The organism is Bradyrhizobium sp. CCBAU 51765 (assembly GCF_015291725.1).
Taxonomy (GTDB): Bacteria; Pseudomonadota; Alphaproteobacteria; order Rhizobiales; family Xanthobacteraceae; genus Bradyrhizobium; species Bradyrhizobium liaoningense.
Genome location: NZ_CP030038.1, coordinates 6,142,771 through 6,161,587, shown reverse-complemented (window position 1 = coordinate 6,161,587; position 18,817 = coordinate 6,142,771). Strand labels below are relative to the sequence as shown.

At 65.7% G+C, this 18,817-nt stretch carries 17 protein-coding genes and 1 pseudogene; 6 read left to right on the top strand and 12 right to left on the bottom strand.

Going from position 1 to position 18,817, the window contains the following annotated elements; genetic code table 11:
- Window positions 1-130: 130 nt before the first annotated feature.
- The 5 genes and pseudogenes from mgtA to fixK form a co-directional block, all read right to left on the bottom strand.
- Complete coding sequence (gene mgtA / locus XH96_RS29075) at window positions 131-2,671, bottom strand: magnesium-translocating P-type ATPase (RefSeq protein WP_194389014.1); 2,541 nt, start codon at window positions 2,669-2,671, stop codon at window positions 131-133.
- Window positions 2,672-2,781: 110 nt separating this feature from the next.
- Entirely contained in the window at window positions 2,782-2,988 is a 207-nt protein-coding gene (locus XH96_RS29070) for a hypothetical protein (RefSeq protein ID WP_194389013.1), read from the bottom strand.
- A gap of 47 nt (window positions 2,989-3,035) precedes the next feature.
- On the bottom strand, window positions 3,036-3,389 hold the full coding sequence (locus XH96_RS29065) for a hypothetical protein (RefSeq protein ID WP_246789779.1): 354 nt from the start codon (window positions 3,387-3,389) through the stop codon (window positions 3,036-3,038).
- A 582-nt stretch (window positions 3,390-3,971) separates the two neighbouring features.
- The gene (locus tag XH96_RS29060; RefSeq protein WP_194389011.1) at window positions 3,972-4,250 is read right to left on the bottom strand and encodes a hypothetical protein; all 279 of its coding nucleotides are present in this window, start codon (window positions 4,248-4,250) and stop codon (window positions 3,972-3,974) included.
- 363 nt (window positions 4,251-4,613) lie between these two features.
- Window positions 4,614-4,712, bottom strand: a pseudogene (gene fixK, locus XH96_RS39280) (nitrogen fixation protein FixK); the annotation flags it as partial.
- 612 nt (window positions 4,713-5,324) lie between these two features.
- On the opposite strand from fixK, the gene XH96_RS29055 reads away from it, so the two are divergent.
- The 3 genes from XH96_RS29055 (at window position 5,325) to XH96_RS29045 (ending at window position 8,605) form a co-directional block, all read left to right on the top strand.
- Window positions 5,325-5,687 (top strand): copper resistance CopC family protein, encoded by a 363-nt coding sequence (locus XH96_RS29055; RefSeq protein ID WP_061878327.1) that lies wholly within the window; start codon window positions 5,325-5,327, stop codon window positions 5,685-5,687.
- Between the two features lie 7 nt (window positions 5,688-5,694).
- Entirely contained in the window at window positions 5,695-7,350 is a 1,656-nt protein-coding gene (locus XH96_RS29050; RefSeq protein WP_194389010.1) for a copper resistance D family protein, read from the top strand.
- A 67-nt stretch (window positions 7,351-7,417) separates the two neighbouring features.
- A complete protein-coding gene (locus XH96_RS29045) occupies window positions 7,418-8,605 on the top strand; it encodes a CaiB/BaiF CoA-transferase family protein (RefSeq protein ID WP_194389009.1) in 1,188 nt (395 codons plus the stop codon).
- Between the two features lie 2 nt (window positions 8,606-8,607).
- Here the strand turns inward: XH96_RS29045 and XH96_RS29040 are convergent, their stop codons facing one another.
- The gene (locus tag XH96_RS29040; RefSeq protein ID WP_194389008.1) at window positions 8,608-9,330 is read right to left on the bottom strand and encodes a DUF72 domain-containing protein; all 723 of its coding nucleotides are present in this window, start codon (window positions 9,328-9,330) and stop codon (window positions 8,608-8,610) included.
- 92 nt (window positions 9,331-9,422) lie between these two features.
- Between XH96_RS29040 and XH96_RS29035 the strand changes: the two genes are divergently transcribed.
- Complete coding sequence (locus XH96_RS29035; protein ID WP_194389007.1) at window positions 9,423-9,638, top strand: hypothetical protein; 216 nt, start codon at window positions 9,423-9,425, stop codon at window positions 9,636-9,638.
- Between the two features lie 68 nt (window positions 9,639-9,706).
- Here the strand turns inward: XH96_RS29035 and XH96_RS29030 are convergent, their stop codons facing one another.
- Window positions 9,707-10,870, bottom strand: a complete 1,164-nt coding sequence (locus XH96_RS29030; RefSeq protein ID WP_194389006.1) for an amidohydrolase — start codon at window positions 10,868-10,870, stop codon at window positions 9,707-9,709.
- A gap of 293 nt (window positions 10,871-11,163) precedes the next feature.
- Between XH96_RS29030 and XH96_RS29025 the strand changes: the two genes are divergently transcribed.
- Window positions 11,164-12,177, top strand: coding sequence for an IS5 family transposase (locus XH96_RS29025; RefSeq protein WP_194389004.1), 1,014 nt, complete (start codon window positions 11,164-11,166; stop codon window positions 12,175-12,177).
- A 165-nt stretch (window positions 12,178-12,342) separates the two neighbouring features.
- Here the strand turns inward: XH96_RS29025 and XH96_RS29020 are convergent, their stop codons facing one another.
- The 5 genes from XH96_RS29020 to XH96_RS29000 form a co-directional block, all read right to left on the bottom strand.
- On the bottom strand, window positions 12,343-13,431 hold the full coding sequence (locus tag XH96_RS29020; RefSeq protein WP_194389002.1) for a mandelate racemase/muconate lactonizing enzyme family protein: 1,089 nt from the start codon (window positions 13,429-13,431) through the stop codon (window positions 12,343-12,345).
- Between the two features lie 114 nt (window positions 13,432-13,545).
- A complete protein-coding gene (locus XH96_RS29015; RefSeq protein WP_194389000.1) occupies window positions 13,546-14,739 on the bottom strand; it encodes a M20/M25/M40 family metallo-hydrolase in 1,194 nt (397 codons plus the stop codon).
- Window positions 14,740-14,840: 101 nt separating this feature from the next.
- A complete protein-coding gene (locus XH96_RS29010) occupies window positions 14,841-16,085 on the bottom strand; it encodes an MFS transporter (RefSeq protein ID WP_194388998.1) in 1,245 nt (414 codons plus the stop codon).
- A 384-nt stretch (window positions 16,086-16,469) separates the two neighbouring features.
- A complete protein-coding gene (locus XH96_RS29005; RefSeq protein WP_194388997.1) occupies window positions 16,470-16,745 on the bottom strand; it encodes an HGGxSTG domain-containing protein in 276 nt (91 codons plus the stop codon).
- Complete coding sequence (locus tag XH96_RS29000) at window positions 16,742-17,377, bottom strand: hypothetical protein (protein ID WP_194388995.1); 636 nt, start codon at window positions 17,375-17,377, stop codon at window positions 16,742-16,744. The genes XH96_RS29005 and XH96_RS29000 overlap by 4 nt, the downstream gene beginning before the upstream one ends.
- 429 nt (window positions 17,378-17,806) lie before the next feature.
- Here XH96_RS29000 and XH96_RS28995 point away from each other — a divergent pair, with 429 nt between their 5' ends.
- Complete coding sequence (locus tag XH96_RS28995; RefSeq protein ID WP_194388994.1) at window positions 17,807-18,790, top strand: tripartite tricarboxylate transporter substrate binding protein; 984 nt, start codon at window positions 17,807-17,809, stop codon at window positions 18,788-18,790.
- Window positions 18,791-18,817: the final 27 nt, after the last annotated feature.

Genomic DNA, 18,817 nt, shown 5'->3' with positions numbered 1-18,817 from the left:
GACAAATGGGTCAACTCTCGGGGTCTTCAGCCACCGAAGTAGGGTTGCTTTGCCTCCAGCTGAATGCGGCGCCGGTCGGCGCGCTGTCGCCTTCATGTACGGCATCGAACCAGGTCGATCGTCTCGAGTGTCAAGCCTCTGGGATTGCGAGGCGCTTGGCGGCGTTCGCCGAGACCAGATAGGCCGCCGCGATGGCAATGATCGCCGCAAGTAATCCTCCGGACAGCGCGGTAAAGCCGAACAGCCCGCGCCACGGACCAAGCGCAAGCGCCAGCCCGGCGAGAAGGGCGCCGACAGACGTGGCGATCAGGATGTTGTGGGGGCGGTTCGCGCGCCATGGCATGCGGCGCGACCGGATGACGAAGATGACCAGGATCTGGGTGAAGATCGATTCCACGAACCATCCGGTTCGAAACAATGCTGCATCCGCCTCGAACACCTCGAGGAGAACGACGAAGGTGATCGCATCGAACAGGGAGGACGCCATTCCCATGATGATGGAGAAGCGCAGGATGCCGGCCATGTTCCACGTTTCGGGCTGGGCCACGTCTTCGCGGTCGACCTCGTCGAACGGGATTCCGATTTCGGAGAGATCGTAGATCAGATTGTTCAGCAGGATCTGCAGCGGCAGCAACGGCAGGAATGGAAGAACGATCGACGCCAGGGCCATCGAAAGCATGTTGCCGAAATTCGAGCTCGTTCCCATTCGGACATATTTCAGGATGTTGGCAAAGGTTCTGCGGCCCTCGCGCACGCCGGCCGCAAGCACTGAGAGGTCGGGAGTCACCAGGATCATGTCGGCGGCGGCGCGGGCGACCTCGGTTGCGCCCGTGACGGATATGCCGACATGGGCTGCGTGGATCGCCGGCGCATCATTGACGCCGTCTCCCATGAAACCGACGACGTGTTTGCGGCGCCGGAGTGCGGCAATGATCCGCCGCTTCTGGTCGGGGTCGATCCGGGCAAATAGATCGACGTCATCGACCCGGGCGACGAGCGCGGCATCGGTGAGCTCTGAGATCTCGGCTCCGGTCATGACTCGTTCCGACGGGAGACCGACCGCTCGCGCGACATGGGAGACCACGGCGTCATGGTCACCCGAGAGGATCTTGATCGTCACGCCGAGCGAGGTGAGCGCTTCGATCGCCGAGGCCGCATCCCGCTTCGGCGGATCGGCGAAGACACAGAAGCCGAGCATGGTCAGATTGGTCTCGTCCCCGACGGCAATCGTCCGTTGCCCGACCGGAATGGACCTGATGGCGACGGCAAGAAGCCGGAAGCCGTCGCGCGCATATCGAGCCTGGATGTCTGCCATTTTCTGTTGCCATGCGGCGTCGAGCGGATGCGCCAGGCCATCGATCTCCACGGCAGCGCAGCGGGCCAGGATGGATTCCGGAGCCCCCTTTGCGATCAGCATGTGCTCGTCGTGCCGAGCGGCGAGGACGGACAAGCACCTCCGCTCGAAGTCGAACGGGACTTCCGAAAGCCGGACCCAGCCGTCCGCGCCATCGCGGCTCGCTGACAGGATCGCGTCGTCGAGAGGGCTTCGGACACCAGCCTGGAACGTGCTGTTCAGGTGCGCAAAGCTCAGCACGCGGTCGCTGGGCCGATCCTGCGCATCGATATGCGCCTCCAGCGTGATCCTGGCCTCCGTCAACGTGCCGGTCTTGTCGACGCAAAGCGTGTCCATCGCGCCCAGGTCGTGAATGGCGGACAGTCGCTTGACGATGACCTTTCGCTTCGCCATGCGCAGCGCGCCGCGGGCGAGGGTGACCGTCATCACCATGGGCAGCAGTTCGGGCGTCAGGCCGACGGCGAGTGCGACCGCGAAGAGGAAGGACTCCATTGCGGGACGATGCGCGACGAGATGAGTCATCAGCACAAAGAGGGTGAGAAAGAGCGTCAGGCGAAGGATCAGCACGCCGAGCCTTCGGACGCCCTCCTCGAGAGCCGTCGGCGGTGCGTCGGCGGCCATTGCGGCGGCGATCGCGCCGAAGCGCGTCCGGCCTCCGGTCCTCACGACCAGCATCCTGCCGCTTCCGCCCACGGTGCTGGTTCCCGCAAACAGGGCGTTCGTGGCGTCCGCCGGCAATGCCGCCGCGCAAGGAGCGTCCGTCTTGAAGGCCGGAAACGGCTCGCCCGTCATCAGGGCTTCATTGACATGCAATTCCTGGGCATCGAGGACGATGCCATCGGCCGGTATCAGATCGCCGATGCGGAGCTTCACGACGTCCCCCGGGACGAGAGCCGTCACCGAAACGGTCGCGTCGCTGCCGTCCCTGATGACGTCGGCCTGAATGGCGACGGATTCCCGCAACGCTTCGGCCGTTCGCTCGGCGCGATGCTCCTGAACGATATCGAGCGTGATGGACAGGGACAGCACGGTCGCGATGATGGCAAAACTGCCGAAGTCGCCGCTCAGCCCGGATACGAGCGCAGCCGCCAGCAGCATCGCAATCAAGGGATTCCAGAGGCGTTGGCCGAGCTTGCGCAGGGCTGACCGGCCTTGCGAGGCGTCGGCGCGGTTTGCTCCGAAGATTGCCAGCCTTTGTTTCGCTTCGGTTTGTGTCAGGCCTTGCGGACCTGAGCCGAGCGCGCGGAAGAGCTCGTCCTTTGGCGTTTGCCAGAACTCGGCAGCCAAAGCCTCCGCCGGAATGGATTGCGCGATCATTGGAAGGGCTCGCCGGTCACTGACATCTGGGCCAGGCGAGGGTAAGAGGCTGCTCGATTCCCGGGTTGATGCAGCTCAACCCGGTTTCGGATGACACAGCCTGTGCATTGCTAATAGACGGATGCAGCACGACCTGCGTCTGCGTGAGCACCGTTCTGATGCGGCCGATCGATAGCGGCGAGGGCGGCCTGTTCCTGCGACAGCCGCCACTCGATGTAGTCACGCTCGACATCGGTGAGATGCGTCTTCAGCAGCCGGTGATAGCGCTCGATATTCATGCTGTGAGCGCGACTGAGCGCAAAGCTGACGGCCGGCATATCACCTCCTCGTGCTGACGTTCAGAGCTGCGCGCCGCTTCGGCGCATCATTTCTTCCGGCTGTTCGCCGATGGCGAAAATATCTGGTTGGCAGGTGGCTGCCCGCCGGTCGGAACGGCGATGGTCACGAAGCCGCGGCCCATCGCGGTGTGGCAGGCATTGCAGCCGTCGGTCAGCGCGCGCATGGAAGCGGTGAACTTGCGATCATCTCCCGCCGTGATCGCGTCGGCGACCGAGACCAGCGGCTCCCTCATCGTGGTCACGTTGCTGATGGGCACCGCCGGATAGAAGACGGCTGCTTCGGCTAGGCTATTCGTCAGCTGCCTGAGCTCATACGCGGCCAGGTCCCAGTTCTTCGCCTTGCCTGCATACCACAGCTTGAGATGCTCGAGCTGCGCCATGCCCATGACCTCGACGAGACGAGGCACCTCTTGTTTCGCGCTCGCGGACGGCGGAAAGTCGGACTGAGCAATCGCGGATGTGACCGCACCCGCCGAAATCGCGAGAACCACGCACCAATGTCTTAGCGTCATCCGAGCATTCCCTGTCAGTTTCGCCCTTTACTATCAGGCTCCCGTTCCAGGCCTTTGCGCTGAATCAAGCTTTTGCGTTCCCGCCGCCGGATCTCGTCAGGAAGAGGCGCAGCGAACAGGGCGAGAGAAGCAGCCGACGGTGAATTCGAATTTGGCGCTTCGGCGCGAAGCGCCTGACCGGGATCAATTCAGCCTTCCAAGGAGTCTTCGGATGATCTTCCTCAGATTGTCGGCGTACTCGTCGATGACCTGACGCCTCTCGGCTGACGGCGAAAGCCGACGATCATCCCCTTCGTCCGCTGACGGCGTATCCGTCCGGGATTCCCCGCGGACGATGGAGGCGGCGGGCTTTGTCGGTTTCACGGGAATTCTGGCCTCTGGATAGAGCTGCGCGCATTGTTCAGGATAGGAACCAGTTCCATCCGCCTGATCCTGTCGCGCGCGCCGGACTCAACGCCCCGGGGCCGTCCGATCGCATTTGGGGCAGCGGCCGTCGGCGGCTGCTCCGAGCTGACGGCCAATCTCCATCCTGAGAGATTCTTTCTCCCATTTCGTGCCGTCACTTCTGGCCATTCGCTTCACGCGTTCGAAAGCGTGGCTCTCGGCAGCGTCATCTCCGATGCGGACGATCACGTCGCGGTGGAAGGGACAAACAGTCGTCGCGCGGGTCGTCTCCAGTGCGTAGCGCACGACCGCGGCGAGATCGTCGGTGTGAGTGTCGGTAAGCATGTCGGCTCTCCTGATCAGCGTACTCCTTTGCCCGGACGATCCCAAGGGTTCGACGAAAATCGGCCCCGGGCTCCATGGGAGCGCCGAGGCCGATTGTTCGCTTGGCTCTTCCATTCAGGGTCCGAGCTCATCCAACAAACCCGCGTTGCCGACTTTCGTTCCATCGAACTCTCCGGCGGAGCCGCGCTCCGGCCTGCTCCATGCTCGCGGTTTTCTGCACCTGTCTATGAAGGCGCCGCCCGGAATGCCTGGGAATCCGAACTTCGCTTCCTCCGGCAACGGTACCTCAGCAAGCGTTCCCGATGCCAATACAACGCTACAATCGGGGTCGCCAACGTGTCTTGATCCAGCTCAAAGGCGCGATCAGGCGTTCATGTCCCCGAGGTGCTGACGATTGCGCAGCACGATCTGCCAGGCACAGGAAAAGCCGAGAATGCCTCCGCTGTGGAGCTGGGATAGTGCCCCGTGTGGATCCGTTCAGGACAGTTGCCTAAGTATTGGTCCGCAATTTCAATGCCGGATCGGCGGGCGCATATCGTCAACATGGAGCGCAACATCATCTTCAAGTGCCCGCGCACTGGCATGAACGTGCAGCACTGGCTTCCCGGCGCAATGTCGGGAGCCGCGGATACGCACGTCTCCGTCCGATGTCCCGCTTGCGGCTCGCTGCACTTCGTCAACATCGCCACTGGCAAGATGTTGAGCGAAGGGCATCGTCCGGCGTCGAACGACTACGGCTCCAGCCGGTCTTGGCGCCCAGCCTGATCCCCCCATGCTTGACGCGGCGAGAGTCGCGCCCGCGATAACGGCATCACTCCACCCGCCGGAGCAGCGGACGCCATGCAGAAGGTCGCGTCGACTTCAAGCCTCCGTGCTTGGCTCGAGGCGTGCCTCCCGCATCGTTTGCGGCGGCTAGTGTGTCGCAGCGGCAACAGCCGATCATTTTCAGCCGATTGTAACCGGCCTGGCACTCGCGCGCCCTTGGCGAAGTGCGCCGCGGTTCCAACATAGGCACGAACCACGCGCCGGGGGCGGTGCGGTGGTGGGACGGCTGCCGACAGCGAGTGACCAACCATGCGCGTATTCGTTCGAATCGCGATCCTTCTATCCGCCATCTGGTGTCTTGCCGACCCGAATGCAGCCTCGGCGCACGCCATCATCGTGTCGTCCTCGCCGGCGGCCGGTGCGACCGTCTCGGGGGACGCCGTCGCGATCAGCCTGCATTTCAACAGCCGGATCGATCGCGCCCGTTCCAAGCTGACGCTGCTGGCGCCGAACGGCGCCACGCAGGCGCTGACGCCCGCGGCCAATGCGCCGGCCGACGAGCTCAAGGCCGAGGCGACGCGGCTTTCCGGCGGCGCATGGCGCCTGCGCTGGCAGGTGCTGAGCGTCGACGGACACATCACGCGCGGCGACATTCCGTTCATCGTTCATTGACCTCGCCTTGTACCTGTTTCTCGACATCTTCGGCTATCTGTCGGTCGTTCTGCGCGGCCTGATCCTGATCGCCCAAGCCTTCACGCTCGGCGGCCTTGCCTTTCAGATGCTGTTGTGGTGGCCGTTGCAGCCGCAGCTGTCGGTGTTCGGTCTCACGATCGAGGAGAAATGCCTGACGGTGCTGAAGGTCAGCGCCTTCGCCTGGGCGCTCCTCACCATCGCTTCGCTGGGGCTCAATGCCGCCGCGCTGGTCGGGACGCTTCAGGTGTCGTGGCGCGAGGCGATCAGTGCCGACTTCGCCCGGGCCGGCCTCATCATTGCGGCGAGCGCATTCGGCCTCGCCGTGCTGGCAAATGGACGCGCGCAGGGCCTGCGATCCCTGGCACTCCTCGCGCTTGCGCTGCTCGCGCTCGCGATGCAGACCCGGCTGACCCACGCGGCGAGCCGGCCGGTGCTCAGCTGGCCGCTGCTCCTGTCCGATGCCGGCCACATGCTGGGCGCCGCGGTCTGGATCGGCGGGCTTCCCTATTTCCTGATCGCGCTGAACGGCTGCAAGGTGCCCTCCGACTGGCGCCTCATCGCACGGCGGTACTCGCTGATGTCCATGGCCGCAGTCGCGGCCATCGTCGGCGGCGGCCTCGTCATGGCTTTCGATTACATCGGCTCGATCGAGGCGATCTACGGCACCGCCTATGGCGTCATGATCCTCGCCAAGATCGGGTTGCTGCTGATGCTGCTCGCGCTTGGCGCGGGCAATTATCTCTTGGTCGAGCGGCTGCGGCGCGATCCCGCAACGCCGATCCTCCGCCTCAAGCGCTTTGCCGAGGTCGAAGTCGGCATCGGTCTCACCGTTCTGCTCGCGGCTGCGTCGCTGACGTCGCTGCCGCCCGGCGTCGATCTGTCGCGCGACCGGCTGAGCTGGCAGGAGATCGTCGAGCGCGCCACGCCGCAATGGCCGCCGCGCCTGACCAGCCCGGACTACGACAAGCTGACCATCGCGCAGCTCCAGGCCAGGATCACCCTGGCCGATGCCGGGCGCAGCAGCGCACCGGCCGCCTACGTTCCCGGCGAAGGCACGATCCTGCCGCGCAACGCCGAGGACATCGCCTGGTCCGAGTACAATCATCACTGGGCCGGCGTCTTCGTGGTGCTGATCGGCCTGCTCGCTTTGATCGAGCGGTTTCGCTGGGGCCGCTGGGCGAGGCATTGGCCGCTGCTGTTTCTCGGCATGGCGGCCTTCCTGCTTCTCCGCGCCGACGAGCAGGCCTGGCCGCTCGGGCCGGCCGGATTCTTCGAATCGCTGCGCGATCCCGAGGTGGCGCAGCACCGCATCTTCGTGTTGCTGATCGCGGTATTCGGACTGTTCGAATGGCGCGTGCGGCTGCGCGGCGACAAGGCCGGACGCGCGGCCTTGGTGTTTCCCCTGACGACCGCGCTCGGCGGCGCGCTCCTGCTCACGCATTCCCATGCCATCGCCAACATCAAGGACCAGCTCCTGATCGAGATGAGCCACACGCCGCTTGCGCTGTGCGGGATCGCCGCGGGCTGGGCGCGCTGGCTCGAATTGCGGCTCGACGGCCGCGTCCGCGGCGTCGCGGCATGGATCTGGCCGGTCGCCTTCATCCTGGTCGGGCTTGTCCTGCTGGACTACCGCGAGGCCTGAGCGCCGGCGCCATCTTGCCGCGGCAATCATTCCCTGTAATCTGAGCAAAACACTGGAGAAGAAGCCGATGGGAGGAGTCTTGGAGGGCGTGCGCGTGCTCGATTTCGGGCGCTATATCGCCGGGCCCTATTGCGCCACCCTGCTGGCCGAGTTCGGGGCCGAGGTCATCCGGGTCGAGAAGCGCGACGGCAGCGAGGACCGGTTCGTGGCGCCGGTGGGTGAAGGCGGCGAGGGCGCGCTGTTTCTCCAGGTCAATCGCAACAAGAAGTGCATCACCCTCGATCCGATGAAGACGGAAGGCCAGGAGGTGATGCGCCGCCTGGTCGCGACCGCGGACGTCGTGGTCGCCAACCTGCCGCCGCAAACCCTGCGCGCGATGAAGCTCGATTACGAGTCGCTGAAGGCGATCAAGCCGGACATCATCCTGACCACGGCGACCGCGTTCGGCGGGCCGGGCCCGTGGTCCGACCGCGTCGGTTTCGACGGCGTCGGGCAGGTGATGTCGGGCTCGGTGTACATGACGGGCGCTGGCGATCCGCCGTACCGGGCCGCGGTGAACTGGGTCGATTTCGGCACCGCGCTGCACTGCGCGTTCGGCACGCTCGCCGCCCTGATCGAGCGCGGCAAATCCGGGCGCGGGCAGATCGTCGAGGGCGCGCTGCTCGCAACCGCGTTGTCCTTCACAAATGCGACGCTGATCGAGCAGGCCGTCATCAACGTCAATCGCGTGCCGACGGGCAATCTCGGCCAGACCGCGGCGCCCGCCGACATCTACTGCACCAGGGACGGCTGGGTGCTGTGCCAGGTGACGGGTCATCCGCTGTTCAAGCGCTGGGCGAGGTTGATGGACGAGGAGGAGCTTTGGCTGAACGATCCGCGCTTTGCCGACGACATCAGCCGCGGCAACAACGGCCGCATCATCAGCGAGCGGATGGCGCGCTGGTGCGCCGAGCGCACCACGCAGGAGGCGGTCGATGCGCTGGGCCAGGCGATGATTCCGACCGGCCCCGTGCTCTCACCGCAACAGGCGCTGGACCATCCGCACATCCGCGCCGCCGGCTTCATGCAGGACGTCGATTATCCCGGCCTGCCGAAACAGGCGCCGGTCGCCCGCGCCGCGGTGCGGCTGTCGGAAACGCCGGGCGAAATCGTGAGCCGCCCGCCGACACTCGGCGAGCACACCGATCTCGTTCTCGCCGAACTCGGCTATGATGCCGCGGCGATCGCAGCGCTCCGACAAGGCGGCGTCATCTAGCGTCACAGCAGCTGCTTCAATGCCTTGGCATCGGCTGGCGCCGCGCTCTTCTGGTCGTTGTCGAAATAGACGTAGACGTCGCAGCCCTGCCGCTTCCACGACTTGATGCGCTTCGCCCATTGCCCCAGCGTCGCCTTGGTGTAGTGGCCGTGATAGCGCCCGCCGGGCCCGTGTCCGCGCACATAGACGAAATCCGCCGTGCGCTTCCACGGCGCCGGCGCATCGTGATGGTCGGACAGGCACAGCGAGATGTTCTCGTCGGCCAGCATCCGCAGGATGCGCGGTTGATACCAGCTCGGATGACGAAACTCGAAACTGTAGCGCCGCTTTCGCGACAGCAGCTTGAAGAAGGAGGCGAGCCGGTCCGCGTTCGCCTCGAACTGCGGCGGCAGCTGGAACAGGATCGGGCCGGCCTTGCCGCCGAGCCGCGAAATGCGGTCCTCCAGCAGCTCGAGGCTGTTGACGGAGCGGTCCGACAGCCGCTTCCAGTGCGTGATGAACTTGGACGCCTTCCACGCGAACACGAAATCTCGTCCGGTCTGCTCCCGCCATCCCTTCACCGCCTCAGGCGTCGGCGTGCGGTAGAACACCCCGTTCAGCTCCGTGGTGTCGAATTGCCCCGCATAATAGCGAAGCTGCTCCTTCAGCGTCACGCCCTCGGGGAAGAACGGGCCGCGCCAGGAGGCGTAGTGCCAGCCCGAAGTTCCGATCAGAACGCGCGCCATGTGTCACGTGCCATCCATTGCCATTTGCCGGAGGGAACGTCCGTGCGGCCGATACGTTGCTCGTGAGCTTGATCAACGCAGGACCGGAACCGATGTACGCGCTGTTCCAAGGCAACAAGCAGATCGGCAATCCCTTTCCAACCGAGAAGGAGGTGTGGGAAGCCGCCCTGATCGAGGGCCTTGTCACCGACGTTCCGGTCGCGGACGAGGAGGGCGGCAATCTCTTGCCCGCCGGCTACCACGTCGCGCGCGTCGAGGAGACGTTCGCACCGCGGCCGGATTGGAAGCTGCCGCGCGAGATCTCGTGATACTGATGTCTCGTGGTTGAGTCGGCTGTCGCGGTTCGTTCACCTCTCCCGCTTGCGGCGATTAAGCCTCATGTCATGGTGCTTTCATTCGACGCCAGCGCCGCCTTGGCGACCTCGGCCATCCAACCGGAGGCCACCGGCAGGATCTCATCGTTGAAATCGTAGCGCGGTCCGTGCAGCTCCGCGCCCTCGCGCAGCTCGCCATTGCCGATCCAGACGAAGGCGCCCGGCCGTTGCTGCAAGTAATGGGCAAAATCCTCGCCGGCCATGCTCGGCGCGAGGTCGCGCCGCACCGGCGCCTGCACCTTCTCCGCGGCGATGCGCGCGAGGTCGGCCTCATCAGGCGTATTGATCACGACGCCCACGCCCCAGACGATCTCGGGCGTAACCTTGACGCCGAAGCTGGTCGCAATGCCGGCGCAGCTGCGCTCGATGCCGTCGAGGATGGTGTCCTTGACCGCCTCGCGATGGTAGCGCAGCGTGCCGCGGATGGTGACGCGCCCGGCGATCTGGTTCGGCGCGGTACCGCCTTCGATCGTGCACAGCGACAGCACGGCGGTGTCGAGCGGATCGACGCTGCGCGATGCGATGGATTGCAGCGCCACGATCAGATGGCCGGCCGCCACGACCGGGTCGCGCGTCAGATGCGGCATGCCGGCATGCCCGGCATGGCCTTCGATGGTGATGGTGATGCGCCCGCCGGAGGCCATGACGACGCCGTCGTGCACGGCGATGGTGCCGGCGGCAAGGCCCGGCCAGTTGTGGAAGCCGAACACCCGCTCCATCGGAAAGCGGTCGAACAGCCCGGCCGCGACCATCGCGCGCGAGCCGCCAAAGCCTTCCTCGGCCGGCTGGAAGATGAAATCGACCGTGCCGCTCCAGCTGCTGTCGGCGGCGAGCAGCGCCGCGGCGCCGAGCAGCGCGGCGGTGTGCCCGTCATGGCCGCAGGCATGCATCACGCCGGAAGTCTTTGAAGCATAGGGCAGGCCGGTGTCCTCGGTGATCGGCAGCGCATCCATGTCGGCGCGCAGCCCGACCCGGCTTCGTGCGTGGCCACGCGTCAACGTCGCGACGACGCCGTGCCCGCCGATCCCTGCCTCGAACGGAATGCCGAGCTCGCTGAGCTTGTCCCGCACGAAGGCCGAGGTCTCCTTCTCCTGGAGCGACAGCTCCGGGTGGGCGTGAAGATGCCGGCGCCACGCGGTCAGTTTCTGGTGCAGTTCGGGGATCAAGGCTGGGGTCTTTCGCAAAATGCAGGTTGCCGGCACAATAGCGGATTGTCCGCGCCATGCATCAAGCGCCTTGGAATGCCTCGCGTGCAGCAATGAGATCGGCGATCGCCGGGGCACCAACCGTGCCGCGTGCTCCACTTCACCTCTCCCGCTTGCGGGAGAGGCCGGGAGAGGGCTGGATCGTCATTGGGAGTCTCACTGCGGAGACACCCTCTCCCCAACCCTCTCCCGCAAGCGAGAGCTTTGCATATTCGCGAATCTGCGATTCCCTAGACCGCTGAGGGAGGACGGGAATGGCCTATCGACAGGTTGGACAACCGAGCTTTGCGGACGCGCTGGTGTCGCGACGGGGAAAAGGCAATCCGGTGCTGAGACGGATTGGGGACTTGGTCGATTGGGCAGCGGTAGGGGGCGTGCTAGGCGGTCTGCCGGAACCGGAGCGTGGGGCGCCGGCCTATCCGCGGCTGGTGATGTTCAAGGCGCTGTTGCTGCAGCAATGGTACGGGCTGTCCGATCCGGAGCTTGAAGAGGCGCTTGATGACCGCGCCTCATTCCGCGATTTCTGCGGCTTTGTGCTCGGCGATGAGACACCCGATCACGCCACGATCTGGCGCTTCCGCGACAGTTTGCAGCGGGCCGGCCTGGACGAGAGGCTGTTCGGTGAGATCCTGCGCCAGATCGATGCGCATGGGCTGGTGGTGCGGCGGGGTACACTAATCGACGCGAGCCTGATCCCGGCGGCGGTGAAGCCGCCGAAGCCACCAGAGGAGCCGCAGCCCCCCGGCCCGGACGGTCGGGCGCCGAGCAAACTGGTCAACAGCAAGCGCGATCCGGATGCGCGATGGACCAAGAAGGGCGGCAAACGATACTTCGGCTACAAGGCCCATGTTGGCATCGACCAGGGCTCGGCAATCATCCGCCGCAGCAAGCTGACCGATGCTGCGGTCAACGATACGGTGCCCGCCGACGAGTTGGTCTGTGGTGATGAGAAGGCGGTCTATGCCGACCAGGCCTATGACAAGCACGAGCGCCGTAGCGGCCTGCGCGCGCGAGGCATCAAGCCGCGGCTGATGTTCCGGCCCAACAAGCATCATCCGCTGACCGCGCGGCAGAAGCGCTTCAACGGTGCCGTGGGAAAGCGCCGCGCACCGGTCGAGCAGGTCTTCGCGCGCCTCAAGGGCAGCTACCGCTGGGCGCGCGCCCGCTATCTGGGCTGGGCGCGCAACCAGACGCATCTGCGCCTGATCTGCCTGGCAATGAATCTCAAACGATGGGTGGCGTTGTCTCCTGCGGGAGTTGCCGCATGACCGCCCAACCCAATCAGTCGACCACGAAAGCGCAAACCTTCGATGCCGCCGACGTCCAACGCTACGCAAAAAACGCCCAACAGCGGCAATCACTCCCCCGCGTCCAATTAAGCAAAGCTCTCGCAAGCGGGAGAGGGGGCGCACCTCGCTTGTTGTCGCATCTCTCTAAGCCGCCAGCTTCGCCAGCCCCGGCCAGTCGAAGCTGATGCCATGCCCGGGTCGGTCCGGCGCGAGCGCAAGTCCGTCCTTCAGCACCAGCGGATGCTCGATATATTTGTCGAGCCCGAAACCATGCGCTTCCAGATACGACCTGTTCGGGCAGGCCGCGAGCAGATGCACGGTGATGTCGTGCGCGCCGTGGCTGGTGACGGGCAGGTTGAACGCTTCCGCCAGCCGCGCGATCTTCATGAACGCGCTGACGCCGCCGCAATTGGTCACGTCCGGCTCGGGGTAGGACACCGCGCCCGAGGCGATGTAGTTCTTGAACTCCCACAGCGAGCGCAGATTCTCGCCCGCCGCGATCGGCACGCCGCCGGCCTGCATGATGCGCACATGGCCCGCGACGTCGTCGGGAATGATCGGCTCCTCGAGCCAGGTGAGGTCATAGGGAACGAAGGCGCGGGCGGCCCGGATCGCTTCCTCGACCGTCCATTTCATGTTGGCGTCCACCATCAGCGGAAAACCGTCGCCGAGATGCTCTCGCATCGCGGAGACCTTCGCGACGTCTGTTTTAAGGTCGGGCCGGCCGACCTTCATCTTGATGGCGCGAAAGCCCTTGGCGAGATTGCCGTCGGTCTGTTTGAGCAGCGCATCGACGGAGAGGTCAAGGTCGATGCCGCCGGCATAGCACGGCACGCCCGCATCGAAGCCGCCGAGCAGGCGGAACAGCGGCAGCCTGGCGCGCCGCGCCTTCAGATCCCACAGCGCGATGTCGAGCGCGGAGAGCGCCAGCACGGTCGGTCCGCCGCGCCCGCCATAATGCAGCGCCCACCAGACATGATGCCAGATCGCTTCGGTGTCGTCGGCCTCGCGCCCTTCGACCAGCGGCGGGATCTCGCGCTTGAGAATGTCGGCCACAGCCCCGCCATTGCGCCCGACCGTGTAGGTGTAGCCGACGCCCTCGGCACCGTCGGCATCGCGAATGCGGCAGGTGATCAGCTCGAACGCGGCGATCTCGCCATGGGTGGAGTCGGACAACGTGACGGGAAGGGGGATCCGGTAGAGGGCGGATTCGATATTCGCGATGCGCGGCATGTGGCCTCCCTTCTTCCTATTGTAGGATGGGTAGAGCGCAGCGAAACCCATCATCATCAACGTTGGGCGATGGGTTTCGCTACGCTCTACCCATCCTACACCCTACAACCCAACTCACCGCATCGTCGCGAGTTGCACCGCCAGCGCGCAGGCGCGCTCGTATTCGTCGAGATTGATCCATTCGTCGACCGTATGCGCCTCGTTCTGGCCGGCGCCGAAGGTCACGGTCGGAATGCCGTGGCGGACCATCCAGTTGGCATCCAGGCCGCCATTGGCCGTGCGGACGTTCGGCGTGCCGCCGACCGCGGACACGGCCTCGACCGCGCGCTTGATCACGGGCTGGCTGTCCTTCATGCGGAACGGATAATAGTCGGTCTCCGCCTTGAACTTGACCTTGCCGGACTTGCCTTGCGCATTCGTGACCTTCTTGGCCGCCTTCTCGAACGCGGCCTTGTAGGCCTTGGTGATCTCCTTGAAGAATTTGCCGTCATGGCTGCGGCTTTCGCCGCGCACATGCACGTAGTCGGTGACGACATTGGTGGCATCGCCCGCCGGGCGGCCCTCGCCGCCGGTGACCGGGCCGACATTGCTGGTGCCTTGCTTCTTGCCTTTCACCACCTTGCCGAACCAGCCGCCGGCCTTCACGTCCGCAAGCGCGAGCGCCATGATCATGGTCGAGGAGATGCCGCGCTCCGGCGCGACACCGGCATGCGAAGCGCGGCCGAAGATCTCGACGCTCCAGCGGTCGGCGCCGACCGCGCCGATGACGACGTTGGACGCCGCGCCGCCGTCATAGTTGAACGCCATCACGGGCGCGCCGAGTTCGTCGAGCTTGACGTGGCGCGCGCCGTAGAGCCCGCTTTCCTCGCGCACGCAGAACAGCAGCGTGATCGGGGGATGGTCGAGCTTCTGCTTGGCGAGTTCGGCCGCCAGCGTCACCAGCACGCCGCAGCCGCAGCGGTTGTCGCCGCCGAGCGCGGTCCTGGCCTCGTTGACGATCTTGCGCCCGGACTTCTTCGGCTTGGCGCCGGCGCAGAGCGGCACGGTGTCCATGTGGGTCATGAACATGATCCGCGGCTGGTTGTGCAGCGCGCCGCGGCCGGGCAGGTCGACGATGAGGTTGCCGGTCTCGGTCGGCACGGGAATGCGGGTGTTGGCATCGTCGAGCCGGATCGCCTTCGTCGGCACGCCGGCCTCCTTTAGCGCGGCCGTCAGCTCACGCCCGATCGCCGCCTCCTGTCCGGTGACGCCTTCGACCGAGAGAAAGCGCATGAGACGGTCGGTGGCGGCTTTGGTGTCGACGGGCATGGACTCGAATTCCCCTGTTGCAGATTCGTAGGATGGGTAGAGCGAAGCGAAACCCATCACCTCTCCGCAAGAACGATGGGTTTCGCTTCGCTCTACCCATCCTACGGATTCGCAGTCGTGTAAGTCAAAAACATCACGACGCCGAGCGCCAGCATGGCAGCCATGAACAGCAGCACCGCCGGCAGGCCCGCGAGCGCCGCCACCGCGCCCGTGACCGACTGCATCAGCGCCGCGCCGAGGAAGAAGGCGAGGTTGACGGCCGCGAGCGCCTTGCCCGCGACCTGCGCGTCCACCAGCTGCCTGGACATGCCGAACAGCAGCGGTTGGGCGGAGGTCGCAAGCCCGATCAGCACGAACAGCACGAGGTCGTATTGCGGCGGCATCACGGCCAGGCCGAACACCACTGAGACCGCGTAATGCGGAGCGCCCAGAGCCATCAGCGCCAGCAGCAGGGCGCCAGCCAGATGCGAGCCCGCCACCAGGCCGCGCCGGCGCCCGAGCCTGCGGTCGATTACCCCGATGCAGAGGGGACCGACAATCATCGCCAGCGTGAACGCGCCGAGCTGGTTGCCGGCCTCGACCCGCGACAATCCCTTGACGTCCATCAGCCACGGCCCGCCCCACAGGCCGCGCAGCACCAGCGAGGTCGCCAGCGACACCAGCGCCAGCGCGATCAGGCCGCGCAACGGGCGGGAGAGGCCGAGCCTGAGCACCTCGATCATCTGCGCCAGCGGCGAGGACTCGTCCTTGTGCTCGGCCGGCTGGTTCGGCACCAGCGCGAACACCGCGAGCGCGACCGCGACGCCGCCGATCGCGGAGAGCCAGAACCCCGCGCGCCAGCCATAGGCGTCGACCACGAAGGCGAGCGGGCTCGCCGACAGCAGCATGCCGATATTGCCGATCGAGAGGATCGCGCCCGACCAGAGGCCGAAGCGGGCTGGCGACAATTGCTTGGCGGCGAGAGTCATCGGGCACATCAGCATGCCCGAGGTGGCAACGCCGAGCAGCAGCTGCCCGACGGCGAAGCTCTCGGGCCCCGTCGCAAAGCCGGACGCCATCGCGCCGAACACGGTTCCCGCAAGCAGGCTCAAGGACACCGGCCGCACGCCGAAGCGGTCCATCGCCGCCCCGACGGGGATCTGCGCCGCCGCAAAGGCGAAGGGATAGATCGACGTGAGGCTGGCGAGCGCCTGCGGCTCGATATGGAAATCCGCAGCCATCAGGTCGAGGCTGACGGCCGGAATTGTGCGCAGCAATGTGGAGAGCATGTGCCCGCAGGCCAGCGCGACGAGCGCGAAGATCAGCGCGCGGGTGGCGGTGCCCGCGTCGTTGGCGGCTGTGGTCATGAGCGTCCCGTCCCGAGAAGGTTTCGGGTGGGGTTACAGGATTGAGGACGACGTGCCAACCTCAAGAGTTGTTGCCCGATACAGAGCCGGCCTGATATGGCAGCCCCTTCAGATGCAGGGCAATCGCATATGGAATGATCTCCCTGGTGGCACATCCTTCGAGACGCCCGCCGTTGGCGGGCCCTCAGGATGAGGAACGAGTGTGTTGCGCTAGTTTCAACGGACACCGTTGTCGCTTAGCCTCATCCTGAGGGACCGCGAAGCGGTCGTCTCGAAGGACGAGGCGCTCGCTCGGGTCTTTCAAGAAGGCCATCTGCGATTTCCCTGCGCTTGCGGGGGGGGGGGGGAGGGCTGGGTGGCGGCTCATCGACGGGTCCGTCTTGGTCAGTCTGACGCGATCGTCGCCAGCAGTTCCTCCGCTTCTTCCAGCAGCGTCCCGATCGCCCGCCGCTCTGCGATACCCTCTTGCGTGAAGGCGCCGTGCTTCAGAGCGTTCTGGTTCCCCCGTGGCGCACCCGATCCCCGGGCGCCGCCGTGCATGCGGCAGCGGAGCTTGCCGCGTAGCGCGGGCGCGCGGCAGGCAAAGCCGCCGCGTGTGCCGGCACTGCAGCGCGGGCTCATCAACATTGCAGCGGTGTTGCGGATGTGATTAGCGCTCATGCGCTGGCGTCCTGCCTTGCGCCGGCCCATTCGGGTTCGCCGGCTGCGCGGGACGCGGCGTCCGGATCGGCGCCGATCAGATGCGCATGCTGCGTGAGATTGCCCACGATCGCCCGTCCGCCGTCCTGCACCGACAAATTCTGCACCGTGATCGCGCGCTCGTCGCTGTTGCGGTGGCGATTGAGCGCCTCGACCTGGGCGGCGAAGGTGCGGGACAGCCGGGTCAAGGCGCGGGCGATGCCCTCCTGCTGCGCGAGATCGTCGGTGCAGGCGAGCCGGCAGGCGCAGCGCATCGCGGCCATGTGCACCGACACCATCTGTGCCACCAGCAGGGCCTCGATGGAATCCTTCGGCGCGATGCTTCTGATCGTCGAGATCATGAAGGCGAGATTGGCCTCATCCGGCTTCTGCCCGACCACGCTGGCCTTGACCAACTGCCTCAAGATGCCGTGCATCGCATCGCGGTCGGCGGCGCCGAGCGCCTCGGCCAGCAGCCGCTCGCCGGCCTGCGAGTCGGGATGGCTGATCGCGATACGCCGCTTGTAGAGTTTTACGCGCGGGGGCACGGCGGGGGCGCTGCGATCGTTTGCCGCGAGCGGCGAAGTGATGGGACGCGAGAGAGCTATCGTCATGTGCTGTGGTCCTCCTGGCGGCGCAAGCGCGAACGGCCGTTCGCTGCTGCTCGCGAATGCGGATTTCGGGATGTCGATGAAGGGTTTGGGCGCAACCGCGTCGGGCCGGCTGCGACGGGCAGGCCGTGATGCTCACGCGTGTTGCGATGATGCCATTATGCCACTGTTTTGCCCGACGCGACAGGATTTATTTTGTAAATCCGAAAAATTTCCACGGCCCTGTGCAAGCCTTCGTTCTGACAGGGGCCGCCTACTGTGCATGGGGTTGTTTTCGCATTTTTTGTTTGGAAGGGGTCGTACGTGCCGTGCGGCGGAATGCCAACGCCCGAACGCGATTGCGGAATCCGGCGCGGCCGCTATTCATGATCCTCGAATGCGTCGCACGAACAAACATGCACAAGCGGCGCTGTGAGGCCTGGGAGAGAACGAATGCAACGAACGGTCCGCCTGCTGGCAGTCATCGCCGGATTGTGCGCTTCTGCGCTGTCGACGCAGGCCCTGGCTCAGAAGTACCCGGTGCGGCCGGTCAAGGTCATGGTCGGCTTCAGCGCGGGCGGCCCGGTCGATGTGGTCGCGCGCATCATCGGCGATCGCCTCGGCAACAAGCTCGGGCAGCCCTTCGTGGTCGAGAACCGCGCCGGCGCCAACGGCATGATCGCCGCCGAAGGCGTCGCGCGTGCGGACGCGGACGGCTACACGATGCTGGCCTGCAACTCGTCCACGATCACGCTGAACAAGACGCTGTTCAAGGACGTCCGCTATGACCCGCAAGGAGACTTCGCGCCGCTGACGACCGTCGTCTCGGCGCCGCTCGTGCTCGTCGTCAATCCCGAGAATCCCAAGACGGCCAACATCAAAACCGTCGCCGATCTCGTCGCCGCGGCAAAGGCTGCGCCCGGGGCGCTTGCCTACGGCTCGGGCGGCAACGGCAATCTAGCCCATCTCGCCATGGAGCTGCTCGGCCAGAAGGCCGGCATCAAGATGATCCACGTGCCCTATCGCGGCGGTTCGGCCGCCGAGGTCGGCATCCTCGCGCAGGAGGTGCTGGCGGTGTTCGATCCGCTCTCCGCGGTGCCGCTGGTGAAGGCCGGCAAGCTGCGCGCGCTGGCGGTGTCGTCGGCCGAGCGCTTGCCAGCGCTGCCCGATGTTCCCACCGTCGCGGAAGCCGGCTATCCCGGCTTCGACATCTCGTTCTGGGTCGGCTTCTTCATGCCGAAGGCGACGCCGGCGCCGATCCTGGAGACGCTGCACCGGGAAATCGTCACTGCCGCCAAGGATCCCGCGGTTGCGGAGAAGCTCGGCTCGCAGGGCGTCGTCAGCGTGCTCAGCCCCGCCGACTACGCCGCGAAGATCGCAAAGGAGACGAAGGAGCTCGCCGAGGTCGTCGTGGCCGCGAACATCAAGGCGGAGTAGGCACGGCCGGCGAGCGCAGCAAGAACG